This window comes from Streptosporangium sp. NPDC049046, assembly GCF_040649155.1.
Taxonomy (GTDB): Bacteria; Actinomycetota; Actinomycetes; order Streptosporangiales; family Streptosporangiaceae; genus Streptosporangium.
The window spans coordinates 393,186-404,712 of record NZ_JBEZEZ010000003.1 but is presented as its reverse complement, the minus strand read 5'-3'; the positions used below and the strand labels follow the sequence as shown (position 1 = coordinate 404,712).

11 protein-coding genes are annotated in these 11,527 nt (G+C 69.9%); 6 read left to right on the top strand and 5 right to left on the bottom strand.

The window, feature by feature from the left end:
• The first annotated feature begins 179 nt into the window (after nt 1-179).
• The 4 genes from AB0B96_RS06355 (at nt 180) to AB0B96_RS06340 (ending at nt 4,867) form a co-directional block, all read left to right on the top strand.
• On the top strand, nt 180-530 hold the full coding sequence (locus AB0B96_RS06355; RefSeq protein WP_030916965.1) for an STAS domain-containing protein: 351 nt from the start codon (nt 180-182) through the stop codon (nt 528-530).
• Between the two features lie 2 nt (nt 531-532).
• Entirely contained in the window at nt 533-979 is a 447-nt protein-coding gene (locus AB0B96_RS06350; protein WP_350942543.1) for an ATP-binding protein, read from the top strand.
• Between the two features lie 875 nt (nt 980-1,854).
• Nucleotides 1,855-4,185, top strand: coding sequence for a sodium-translocating pyrophosphatase (locus AB0B96_RS06345; RefSeq protein WP_362896868.1), 2,331 nt, complete (start codon nt 1,855-1,857; stop codon nt 4,183-4,185).
• A gap of 208 nt (nt 4,186-4,393) precedes the next feature.
• Entirely contained in the window at nt 4,394-4,867 is a 474-nt protein-coding gene (locus AB0B96_RS06340) for a histidine phosphatase family protein (RefSeq protein ID WP_350942545.1), read from the top strand.
• A gap of 109 nt (nt 4,868-4,976) precedes the next feature.
• On the opposite strand, the gene serB is transcribed toward AB0B96_RS06340, so the two are convergent.
• The gene (gene serB, locus AB0B96_RS06335) at nt 4,977-6,200 is read right to left on the bottom strand and encodes a phosphoserine phosphatase SerB (RefSeq protein ID WP_350942546.1); all 1,224 of its coding nucleotides are present in this window, start codon (nt 6,198-6,200) and stop codon (nt 4,977-4,979) included.
• 116 nt (nt 6,201-6,316) lie between these two features.
• Here serB and AB0B96_RS06330 point away from each other — a divergent pair, with 116 nt between their 5' ends.
• Both AB0B96_RS06330 and AB0B96_RS06325 read left to right on the top strand, forming a co-directional pair.
• Nucleotides 6,317-7,174, top strand: coding sequence for a GNAT family N-acyltransferase (locus AB0B96_RS06330; protein WP_362896867.1), 858 nt, complete (start codon nt 6,317-6,319; stop codon nt 7,172-7,174).
• On the top strand, nt 7,171-8,040 hold the full coding sequence (locus AB0B96_RS06325; RefSeq protein WP_362896866.1) for a lysophospholipid acyltransferase family protein: 870 nt from the start codon (nt 7,171-7,173) through the stop codon (nt 8,038-8,040). Before AB0B96_RS06330 ends, AB0B96_RS06325 begins: the two co-directional genes overlap by 4 nt.
• Nucleotides 8,041-8,065: 25 nt before the next feature.
• Here AB0B96_RS06325 and AB0B96_RS06320 read toward each other — a convergent pair whose 3' ends face one another.
• The 4 genes from AB0B96_RS06320 to AB0B96_RS06305 all read right to left on the bottom strand — a co-directional run bounded on the left by AB0B96_RS06320 (nt 8,066) and on the right by AB0B96_RS06305 (nt 11,419).
• Nucleotides 8,066-8,746, bottom strand: a complete 681-nt coding sequence (locus AB0B96_RS06320; RefSeq protein WP_362896865.1) for a response regulator transcription factor — start codon at nt 8,744-8,746, stop codon at nt 8,066-8,068.
• Between the two features lie 245 nt (nt 8,747-8,991).
• Complete coding sequence (locus tag AB0B96_RS06315) at nt 8,992-9,531, bottom strand: hypothetical protein (protein ID WP_362896864.1); 540 nt, start codon at nt 9,529-9,531, stop codon at nt 8,992-8,994.
• Nucleotides 9,532-9,615: 84 nt separating this feature from the next.
• A complete protein-coding gene (locus tag AB0B96_RS06310) occupies nt 9,616-10,680 on the bottom strand; it encodes an S-adenosylmethionine:tRNA ribosyltransferase-isomerase (RefSeq protein WP_362896863.1) in 1,065 nt (354 codons plus the stop codon).
• 73 nt (nt 10,681-10,753) lie between these two features.
• Nucleotides 10,754-11,419, bottom strand: coding sequence for an SDR family NAD(P)-dependent oxidoreductase (locus tag AB0B96_RS06305; protein ID WP_362896862.1), 666 nt, complete (start codon nt 11,417-11,419; stop codon nt 10,754-10,756).
• Nucleotides 11,420-11,527 lie beyond the last annotated feature (108 nt).

The window sequence follows — 11,527 nt, the reverse complement described above, 5'->3', positions numbered from 1 at the left end:
GGTCACTGGTTTCCAGTCTCACATCTGTGGGCAGAGTCGCCGGGAATCGTGATTTCGTATAGACACTGAGCGTACGCATGGTTGAATGCCGCGCGTCGGGGCTTGTCGTCCGGGGGTCACCCGGTCCCAGGAAGGCATGCTCGAATCGGTACTTTCGCAGGCAAGGCGCTGGAGGATCTGTGGATCTGAAGTTGGACCACCATTCCGAGGACCGTCTCACCATCGTTGAGGTTGAGGGTGAGATCGATGTCTACACCGCGCCCAGATTGCGTGAGCTCCTGATCGACCTGGTCAACAAGGGGAATTTCCACCTGCTCGTCAACATGGAGAAGGTCGACTTCCTTGACTCCACGGGCCTTGGTGTCCTGGTCGGCGGGCTCAAGCGAGTTAGGGCGCACGATGGCTCACTGGAGCTTGTCTGCACCCAGGAGCGCATCCTGAAGATTTTCCGGATCACTGGACTGACGAAGGTCTTCGGGATCTACGCCTCGGTCGACGAGGCCAAGGAAGCTCACGGTCGAGACAAGTAGTCGTGGCTACCGTCGAGCTGACGTTCAGCGCTCTCCCCGCGCATGTGCGGACGGCACGCCTGGTGGCCACGGCCATCGCCAGGCGTACCGGCGTACAGGAGTCGTTGCTGGACGAGGTACGGCTCGCTGTTGGAGAGGCGTGCTCGCGGGCTGTGGAGGCACATCGCCTCCACTGTCCGGGAGAGCCGATCCGGATCGAGCTACGTGATGACTTAGGGCGTTTTGAGGTGACAGTCACCGACTCCGCCCCTAGTGATGAGCTGGAGCATGATCGGGCCCTTCTGGGGTTCGACGATCCGTTCGGGCAGCTTCCCGATGACCTGATGGCCGGTTTCGGCATCGCGGTCATCGCGGGGCTGGCCGACGACGTTCAGGTCTACCCAAGCCAGAAGGGCATGTGCATCCGCATGAGCTGGCCGGCGGCGACGAACGGAATGTCTCCGGTCTGAAAAGCAGACTTCGACAGCCGGGCGTGTCCATATGGACACGCCCGGCTGTTCTTGTTGGGAGTGCGCGGCCACAAGATCGTCTGTGATGACATCCGTGCCGGGGTCGCCATCCGCCCGTCTCGCCCGTCTCGCCCGTGTCGTCCGTGGTGTGGCGGTCATCGACCCGAGGTGTGTTCGTTGGAGACGTGTCCGGAGGCCGGATGATCTCGCCCCGCCAACGGGCCGCCGATGGCGCTCGCCGGGCCCGCCTCGCCGTTCGCCGGGGCTGAGAGCCGAGGCGGGGAGAGAGGCCGCCGAGACCCGGCGCGGCGACGTCGTTCCGCCTGCCTCGCCGTATACCGGGGCCGCGGGTTGGGGGCTGAGGGTGGGGAGAGGGGCCGCCGAGACCCGGTGCGGCAAGATCATCCCGGCCTGCGCCGCCGTTCACCCGGCTGAGAGTTGAGGGCGGGGGGAGGGGGCCCGGAGGATCGTCCGTGATGTCCGGTGGGCGAGCCCGGCCGTTCCCCGAGGAGATTTCAATTTCGGTCAAAACTTAACCTGGCTGTTTCTTGACTGAAACTGGGAGGAAACAGGAGCTGAGGGGTGGATGTGACGGATGAAATGACCCCATAAGCAGGTCGGCTGTCAAAGGGGGCCGCTCGTGTCGTCAATTGGGCGGGGGCAGAGGCTTCATATCCGCGTCGTCGCTGCGTAGACTCCCGGGACCGGCCAAGGTTTATCCTTCGGAGCGGCCCGTCACGCGAGCCGTACTCCGCGGGGGTCTGCAACTGGAAGCGGCACTGCCCACCATCCCGGAGTGCGCCGCCTCAGCCACCTGACAATCACCGCAGCGCACTCCGGGCAGGACGTGTTCCCGTCTTGCCAAGGAGAGTCGGATGTCTGTGCTCCATCTCGCCGCTGCGGAGCCAGCGGTTTCCCTAAGTGGTCACCACTTCACCATCGTCATCGTGGTCGCCGCCGTCGCCCTGCTCGCACTCGCCGTCGCCGGCACACTGGTGCGGGAGGTGTTGTCCGCCGACCAGGGCACCGAACGTATGCAGAACATCGCGAGAGCCGTCCAGGAGGGGGCTTCCGCGTATCTTGCGCGGCAGTTCCGGACGCTCGCGCTATTCGTCATTTTGATCCCGTTCCTGCTGTACCTTCTCCCGGCCGAGACGACCAGCGTGAGGATCGGCAGGTCGGCGTTCTTCGTCGTCGGCGCGCTGTTCTCGGCGTTGACCGGATTCATCGGCATGTGGCTCGCGGTCCGCGGCAACGTCCGTGTCGCCGCCGCCGCCCGCACGTCCGGTGAGAAGGTCGCCATGCGGATCGCCTTCCGCACCGGTGGCGTGGCCGGAATGATCACCGTTGGCCTCGGCCTGCTCGGCGCGGCCGTGGTGGTGATCACCTACGGGGGCGAAGCCCCGGCCGTGCTGGAGGGCTTCGGCTTCGGTGCCGCGCTGCTCGCGATGTTCATGCGAGTCGGCGGAGGCATCTTCACCAAGGCCGCCGATGTCGGCGCCGACCTCGTCGGCAAGGTCGAGCAGGGCATTCCCGAGGACGACCCGCGCAACGCCGCCACCATCGCCGACAACGTCGGCGACAACGTGGGTGACTGCGCGGGCATGGCCGCCGACCTGTTCGAGTCCTACGCGGTCATGCTGGTCGCCAGCCTGATCCTGGGCCGGGTGGCCTTCGGCGTCGAGGGACTGGTGTTCCCGCTGATCGTGCCCATGATCGGTGTGATCACGGCGATCATCGGCATCTTCGTCACCGCCCCGCGCGCCGGCGACCGCAACGCGATGGCCGCGATCAACCGGGGCTTCTTCATCTCGGCGGCCATCTCGGCGGTCCTCGTCGCCGGCGCGGCCTACCTCTACCTGCCGGCCAGCTTCTCCGGTCTGACCAATGTGAGCCCGGAGATCGCCGCGGTCACCTCGGACCCGCGTCTGATCGCGATCGGGGCGGTGCTCATCGGCCTGGTCCTGGCGAGCACCATCCAGATCCTCACCGGCTACTTCACCGAGACGAACCGCCGCCCGGTGCAGGACATCGGCGAGAGCTCCCGTACGGGCCCCGCCACGGTCATCCTGTCCGGCATCAGCGTCGGTCTGGAGTCGGCGGTCTACTCCGCGCTGATCATCGGAGCCGCCGTCTACGGAGCCTTCCTGCTTGGCTTCGGCAACGTCACGATCGCGCTGTTCGCCGTGGCGCTGGCGGGCACCGGCCTGCTGACCACGGTCGGCGTGATCGTGTCGATGGACACCTTCGGTCCCGTCTCCGACAACGCCCAGGGCATCGCCGAGATGTCCGGCGACGTCGAGGGCGAGGGCGCTCAGGTCCTCACCTCGCTGGACGCCGTCGGTAACACCACCAAGGCCATCACCAAGGGCATCGCGATCGCCACCGCCGTGCTCGCCGCGACCGCGCTGTTCGGAGCGTTCCGTACGGCGGTCGAGGGCGAGCTGGTGGGTGCGACGGCGAGCGTGAAGGAGGCGCTGGGCTCGTTCAGCGCGTTCAGCCTGAGCGTCGACTCCCCGAACGTGCTGGTCGGTCTGATCATCGGCGCCGCGGTGGTGTTCATGTTCTCCGGCCTGGCGATCATGGCGGTCGGCCGCGCGGCCGGACGGGTGGTCTTCGAGGTGCGCGAGCAGTTCCGTACCAAGCCGGGCATCATGGCGGGGACGGAGCTCCCCGACTACGGCAGGGTCGTCGACATCTGCACCCGCGACTCGCTGCGGGAGCTGGCGACGCCCGGCCTGCTCGCCGTCCTCACCCCGATCGCCGTCGGTTTCGCCCTCGGGTACGCCCCGCTCGGCGCGTTCCTGGCCGGTGCCATCGCCTGCGGCACGCTCATGGCGGTGTTCCTGGCCAACTCCGGTGGTGCCTGGGACAACGCCAAGAAGCTGGTCGAGGACGGCCACCACGGTGGCAAGGGCTCGCCGGCCCACGAGGCCACCATCATCGGTGACACCGTCGGCGACCCGTTCAAGGACACCGCGGGACCGGCGATCAACCCGCTCCTCAAGGTGATGAACCTCGTGGCGCTGCTGATCGCCCCCGCCGTGGTGACCTACGCCGACAACCCGACGCTGCGCATCGGCATCACGGTGGTCGCGGTCGGCATCGTCGTCGCCGCGGTCGTCTTCTCCAAGCGTCGTTCGGCGGGCATCGCCCCGACGGAGGAGAGCAACTCCGACCGGGAGCCGGAGCAGGTCTCCAGCTGAGCGAACGTTCGACGGAAACGTTCGACGGAAACGTTTGACGGAGGGGTGCACGGGCCACGTGCACCCCTTCGGCGTGTGCGGGCCACCCCGGTGGGAAACTGGCCCGTATGGAACAGCAGCCTTCCGGAGGCAAGACACTCGTCCTCATCCTGCTGGCGATGGCCGCGATGTTCGCGGTGATCGTGGGTCTGGCCGTGTGGGCGTCGCGATGACCGCGCGCACGCTCGTCGTCCTGCGCCACGCCAAGGCGGCTCACACCTCCGGCCTCGCCGACAGGGAGCGTCCCCTCACCGATGTCGGCGAGCGCGACGCCCTCAAGGTCGGCGCGGCCCTCGTCGGTATGGACCTCACCCCCGACCTGGTGCTCTGCTCGCCGTCGGTACGGACCAGGCGGACCGCCGACCTGGCACTCCCCGGTGCGGAGACCCTCATCGAACCGGCCATATACGAGGCATATCCCGACGAGTTGCTCACGCTGATCCGGCGGAGCGATCCCGAGGTGCGCACGCTGGTCCTGGTCGGCCACAACCCCGGGGTTCAGGAGCTTGTCATGCAGCTCACCTCGGCCGACGGCGACGCCGGGTTCCCGCCCGGCGCGTTCGCCGTCATCGGGGTCGACGGCGAGTGGGCCGAGCTCGACACCGGCCGCGGCATCGTCCACTGGACCCCCAGGAAGCACTGAGAACCCACGCGAGAGCTGAGACACGAGCGACCGTCTCAGCTCTTCGGCGACGCCTCGGGACAGCCGTACGGTGATCGCGTTCGCGGGTGGCCCACCCCACCGATCACGGTCAACGTTCGGCGGCGGTGACACCGTCCTCGGCGTCGGCGTCCTCCACCTCGGCGCGCGGGATGCCCAGCAGGTAGAGGATCGAGTCGAGGTAGGGGACGTTGACCGCGGTGTCGGCGGCGCGGCGGACCACCGGCTTGGCGTTGAACGCGATGCCGAGACCGGCCGCCGCGATCATGTCCAGGTCGTTGGCGCCGTCGCCGATGGCCACGGTCTGGCTGATCGGGATCCCCGCCTCGCGGGCGAAGCGCTCCAGTGCCCGCGCCTTGCCCGGCCGGTCGACGATCTCGCCGACGACCCGCCCGGTCAGCACGCCGTCGACGACCTCCAGGGTGTTGGCCGCGGAGTAGTCGATCCCGAGGTCCTCGACGAGGGCGTCGGTGAGCTGCGTGAACCCGCCGCTGACGATCGCGAACCGGTAGTCGAGCCGCTTGAGCGTCCGTACCAGCGTCCGGGCGCCGGGAGTCAGCACGAGCTCCTTGCGTACCTTCTCGAAGACCTCCTCGGAGAGGCCCTCAAGCTGCGCGACCCGGCGGCGCAGCGACTCGGCGAAGTCGAGCTCACCGCGCATCGCCTCCTCGGTGACCCGGGCGACCTCCTCCAGGCAGCCGGCGTGCGCCGCGAGCAGCTCGATCACCTCGGCCTGGATGAGCGTCGAGTCGACGTCCATCACGATCAGGCGCTTCGCCCTGCGGTGCAGGCCGGTCCGCTGCACGGCGACGTCGACCTGCTGGGCGTGCGCCTCGACGGCCAGCTCCGCCCTGAGGGTGTCGGGGTCGGCGCCGGAGAGCGAGAGCTCGATGCAGGTCACCGGATAGCTGGACAGGCGCTCGATCCGGTCGATGTTGGCACCGGCCGCGGCGATCCGCCCCGCGATCCCCGCCATGGCGGCGGGCTGCAGCGGTGAGCCGAGCACGGTGACGTCGAGCCGCCCCCTGCGCCGCTTCTCCTTCGAGTCGGAGCCGGTGGACAGCTCCACGTGGAGTCCGAGGTCCTCCGCGGCCCGCTCGACGGCGGTCCAGAGGGCCCCGAGGGTGCCGCCGGTGCCGGTCGGCGTGTCGCCCGCGTACGAGACGAGGACGCCGAGGGTGAGCCGGCCGCGGATGACGACCTGCTCCACGTCGGCGACGATGACGGGGAAGCCGGCCAGGACCGAGAAGAGGCGTGAGGTCACGCCCGGTCGGTCGGGGCCGTTCAACGTGATCAGAAGCGTGCGCTGGTTCATCGGTTCCTACGGTACTTGGCTCCGGATTCGACCGTGAATGTGGTTCATCATCCGGACGCCTGGAGTTCGCGGGTCCCTCAGGTCCCGCGTCATCTGCGGATGTCTTCATGAACCTCATGACGACCCTTCCCGTGGAGTCGCGCCTCGCCCGCTACCGTGTCGGGCTGGCCGCTACCGCCGTCGAGATGCGCGAGGCCCAGCGCCTGCGCCACCGCGTCTTCTCCGAGGAGATGGGCGCCCGGCTGGACAGTCCCATCACCGGCCTGGACGTCGATCCGCTCGACGCCTACTGCGATCACCTCCTGGTGAGGTGCGACGACACCGGTGAGGTCGTCGGCACCTACCGGCTGCTCGGCCCCCGCAGGGCCGACCGCCTCTACTCCGACTCCGAGTTCGATCTCAGCGCGCTGGCCGGTATCCGAGGGAACATGGTCGAGACCGGCAGGGCCTGCGTACACCCGGAACACCGGGGTGGCGCGGTGCTCGGGCTGATGTGGGCGGGCATCGCCCGCTACATGACGGCCGGGGGGTACGGCTGGCTGGCCGGGTGCTGCTCGGTGCCGGTGGCCGACGCGGCCGGGATCATGGAGCGGGTGCCGCTCTCACCGCCGGGCTACCGCGTCACGCCGCACCTTCCCTGGCGGGCGGGCCCGGTCTCCGGCTCTCCTCGCCGGAGAGGGAGGTCGGGTCCCTCGGCCGCCTCCGGGTCCGTGCCGGTCTTCCCGATCGGCGCCGAAACGGCGCGGTCACCGCGGGAGGACGCCTCGAAGCGTACGGCCGCCACGAGCCCCGCCATCGACCGGGGACGGGCGACGCTGCCGCCGTTGCTGCGCGGGTACGTGCGGCTGGGCGCCTGGGTCTGCGGCCCGCCCGCCCACGACCTCGACTTCGGTACGGCCGACTTCTTCGTCCTGCTCTCGATGGCCGAGGCCGACCCCCGCTACCTGCGCCACTTCCTGGGAGCCGCATCGTGAGCCCGTGGATACCCGTGGCGCCGTGCACGCCCGCCGGCTGCCTGTTCCCGCCGGGATCGAAGGCCGAGGCGCCGCGCAGGGCGCTGCGACTCGCGGCGGTCGGGCTGGTCGTCCTGGCGGGAGTGGTCCTCACGCTCGTGGCCCGTGGACTCGGTACGACGAACAGGATCCGGCTGACGAGCGCCTGGTCCCGGCTGGTGCTGCGGGCGGTCGGCGTACGGATCGAGGTAAGGCGGGGGTTCGCGTTCATGGCCGGCTCGGTCGCCGGGCCCTGTCCGGTCGTCGACGGATCGTCCGGGGCCGCTCCGCTGGTCGTGGCCAACCACGTGTCGTGGCTGGACCCGCTCGTGATGGCGGCGGTCCTGCCGTGCCGGGTGCTCGCCAAGCAGGAGGTCCGGGCGTGGCCGGTGGTCGGCCTGCTCGCGACGGGCTCGGGCGCGTTGTTCATCGACAGGGACCGGCTCTCCGCGCTGCCCGGGACCGTCGCCGACGTGGCCGCGGCGCTCGCCGACGGTCATCCGGTGGCGGCCTTCCCCGAGGGGACGACCTGGTGCGGGCGCGGGATGGGCTCGTTCAGGCCCGCCGTGTTCCAGGCGGCCCTGGACGCGGGGGCCCCGGTCAGACCGGTCGCGATCAGATATCTGGAGGGGGAGGACGTCCTGGCCAGTGGACCCGTCTATGTCGGTGACGACCTCCTGTGGGCGTCGATCCGCCGCGTGGTGGCCGTCCGGCGGTTGACGGTGGAGGTGACGATGCTGCCCCCCGTGCGGGGACGCGACCGCGGGGAGCTGGCCTGGACGGCCGAGTCGTCCGTCGCCTCTGTGCTGGTCGCCGGGGCCGCGCACGGTGTTCCCGCCGCGGCCTGATCCGATCTCGGAGCCCTGGCCCCGGCTAGGCCGAACCCAGGTATGTGATGACGGCCGCCACCCTGCGGTGGGTGTCGGGACTGTTCTCCAGGGCCAGCTTCATGAAGATCGAGTTGACGTGTTTCTCGATCGCGGAGACCGACAGGTGCAGGGCGCGGGCGATTCCTCCGTTGGACAGGCCGTGCGCCATCTCCCTGAGCACGTCCAGTTCCCTGGGGGTGAGCTCCGCGGGCGGGGGGCCGCCGCGTACCCCGCGCTTGGCCAGCAGGCCCTCCACCACCTTGGGGTCGATCACCGAGCCGCCTCCCGCCACCGACCTGATCGCGCCGAGCAGCTCGTCGATGTCACCGACCCGGTCCTTGAGCAGGTACGCACGACCCTCGGTGCCGTCCCTGAACAGATCCAGGGCGAACATCGCGTCGGAGAACTGGGAGAGCACCACGACCCCGATGTCCCGTGAGGCGGCGCGGATGCGGTGCGCCGCGTCGATGCCCTCCATTCCCGGGCGGACGAGATCGGCCGAGCCCGGCATCCGGATGTCGGTGACGACCACGCCGGGGCGCAGCCGTCTGGCGGCGTCGAGCAGGTCGTCCGCGGTGCCCACGGCGGCGACCACCTCGATCTCGCCGGAGGTCTCCAGGAGCCTGCGGGTGCCCTCACGCACCAGGTAGTGGTCCTCGGCCAGGACGACTCTCAGTTCAGCCATGGATCGCGCACCGTCCGGAACTCGCCATGGGGAGATCCTGCACGGTGCGCGGACGCCGTGTATATGAGGTTGCCCGCACTCGTCGCCGTCGCCGTCGTCGGGATCCGGGAACGGAGCCGGTGGCGGGAGCGAGCGGAACGAACCGAAACCGGTGGCGAGATCGGAACCAACCGGATCCGGACCCGGGAACGGGAGCGGAGCGGGAGAGGCGGATGATCAGCAGGTGGGAGGTACGGAACGCTTGGTCAGCGGAGCACCCGGGTCTTCACCCGCACGTACTTGATGTCGGTGCCGATGTCGATGCCGTAGATGTCGAAGGTGTCCAGCCCGCCCGCGGGGACGTCGATCGAGACCGAGCCGAAATTGGCGGTCGCGGTGCCGCGGGCACCGTTCTTCAGCCAGACCTTGACCTTGAGGGTGGCCGTTTTGCCGGGGTTCAGGGTGTCGAGCAGACAGCCCACCTCGCGCCCCGAGATCTCGCAGTACGAGCCGGCGGGCTTGCCGACGATGCGGATCTTGGAGATGTGCGGGGAGAGACGGCCGCCGACGTAGGCGATGTCGGTGTACCACTTGCCGACGTTCTTGATCTTCAGCGTGTAGACGTACGAGTCGCCCGCCCAGGCCCTGCGCGGGTAGAGGACGGTCGTCTTCAGCGGTGCGAGCGGCGGGCCCGCGACCTTCTGCGGTGCGGTGATCGGGGGGGCCGAGGCGTTCGCGGTCGCGGGGGTGAGCAGCATGCCTCCCGCCAGGGCGATGGCGGCGATGGCGGCCAGGTGCCGGCGCATTTTTACTCCAGTCGGATTTCGTCCCGTTGATTACGGATCATCATGGGAGATCCGACTTGTAAACCTCTTGCGATTGACTATCCGCTAACCGGTGATCAGGTGGACATCGCCGAATTCGTGCCAGAGATAGCCCTCTCCGAGCGCCTCCGCGTACGACCGCGAGAGCAGATCGCGGCCGGCGATCGCCGACAGCATCAGCAGGTGGCTGGAGCGCGGCTCGTGCAGCCCGGTGAGCAGGCCGTTCACCGCCCTCACTCCGACCTCGGGGGTGACGATGTGCGAGGTCCAGCCGTCCGCGGCCCGGACACGGCCGGTGGCCAGCGCGGACGTCTCCAGCGCCCTGACCACGGTCGTGCCGACCGCGATCACCCGGCCGCCCGACTCGCGAGCGAGCTCCACCTGCCGCGCGGTGGCCTCGGGCACCTCGAACCGCTCCGGATACGGTGGCTCGTCCTTCTCCGGAGACGCCACCCCCGTGTGCAGGGTGATCGGCGCGATCCCGACCCCGCGCGACACCAGGGAGGTCACCAGCCCGGTGGTGAACGGCCGCCCCGCGCTGGGCATCTCCGCGCTGCCCGGCCGCACGCCGAACACGGTCTGGTAGTCGGCGAGCGGCCAGTCCCTGTCCACGTACGAGTACCGGATCGGCACGCCGTACCGGCGGAGGTAGCCCGTGACCTCCCGGTCCAGCCTCGCCCGCCACAGCCGCGGCGTCTCGCGTCCCAGGAGCCGCAGGGTCGCCCCACCCGGCAGCGGCAGCCACTCCCCGTCCGCACCGCCCCGGTAGGGCTCACCGGCCGTCTCGGTGCTCCCGGGGCCTCCGGCGAGGCCCGTCCGCTCCCTGAGCCTGCGGAGTTCGACCAGCCAGGTACCGTCCTCACGCTCGGTGGAGAAATGCACCGCGAGCCGATCGAGCCGGACGGCCGCGGGAAGCGTGCCGGAATTGTTCACCACGAGCAGGTCGCCGGGGCCGAGCAGACCGGTAAGGTCGGCGAACGCGTGGTGCCCGATCTGTCCGGTGCCCCGCTCCGAGACCAGCAGGCGCACCCCGTCACGGGCCAGCCCTCGGGCCTCCGGGGGCTCGTGCGCCTCCAGTTCGCGCGGGAGCACGAAGTCCGCGGCCATCGCGTCCGCCACGGGCGCGCTCACGTCCCCTCCCCGTACGCACGCACGGATTCCGCCGTCGTTCTCACAGGTCCTCCTCGTTCGGTGCCCCGCCCGTTCATCCGTGCCTCACCCGGCCGCTGTCCGGGCGGTCGGCGATCAGCCGCAGCAGGGTGGGAACGACGCTTTCCGGGGCCGGGGCCTGTTCGGCCTCCTTGGCGCCGACGGCGTCGGCGAGCATGGCGGTGGACATCTCGCCCGGATCGACCCACCAGACCGCGACGTCGGGTTCCTCGACGGCCAGCACGTGGGAGAGCCGCTCCAGGGCGGCCTTGGTCGCGCCGTATCCGCCCCAGCCCTCGTACGCCTCCACCGCCGCGTCGGAGGAGATGTTCACGATCGCGCCGCGCCGCTCCCTGAGCCCGCGCAGGTTCGCCTGGATCAGTGCCAGCGGGGCCAGCACGTTGGTCTGGAACAGCTCCTGGAGCGTGTCGAGCGGGTATCCGGCCAGCGGTGGCAGCGGGACCGCGCCCAGCCCTGAGGCGTTGTTGACCAGCAGGTCCAGCCCGCCGTGTTCCTGTACGGCCCGCGCCAGCCGATCCCGGTGGGCGGGGTCGGCGACGTCTCCGGCCAGGGCGAGGGCGCCGAGCTCGTCCGCGGCGGATCGCAGCGCGTCCTCACCCCGCGCGGTGAGGACGAGCCGCCAGCCGTCGGCGGCGAGGGAGCGGGCGAGTGCCAGGCCGAGGCCGCGGGAGGCGCCGGTGATGAGTGCGGTCTTCGTCATGCCTCGACGCTAGGAGCCGCGCGCCCGCCGTACATCGGCCGCCGGACCTGGCCGGAGGTGGGCCGATGGGCTTAGGACCGATGGAGTAGGCGGCGGGCGTCCGCCGCC

Bases quoted from the DNA above. Each gene is read 5' to 3' on its own strand.
- AB0B96_RS06345 (WP_362896868.1), top strand. From the start codon at position 1,855: ATGTCTGTGCTCCATCTCGCCGCTGCGGAGCCAGCGGTTTCCCTAAGT.
- AB0B96_RS06340 (WP_350942545.1), top strand. From the start codon at position 4,394: ATGACCGCGCGCACGCTCGTCGTCCTGCGCCACGCCAAGGCGGCTCAC.
- serB (WP_350942546.1), bottom strand. From the start codon at position 6,200: ATGAACCAGCGCACGCTTCTGATCACGTTGAACGGCCCCGACCGACCG.
- AB0B96_RS06330 (WP_362896867.1), top strand. From the start codon at position 6,317: ATGACGACCCTTCCCGTGGAGTCGCGCCTCGCCCGCTACCGTGTCGGG.
- AB0B96_RS06320 (WP_362896865.1), bottom strand. From the start codon at position 8,746: ATGGCTGAACTGAGAGTCGTCCTGGCCGAGGACCACTACCTGGTGCGT.
- AB0B96_RS06315 (WP_362896864.1), bottom strand. From the start codon at position 9,531: ATGCGCCGGCACCTGGCCGCCATCGCCGCCATCGCCCTGGCGGGAGGC.
- AB0B96_RS06305 (WP_362896862.1), bottom strand. From the start codon at position 11,419: ATGACGAAGACCGCACTCATCACCGGCGCCTCCCGCGGCCTCGGCCTG.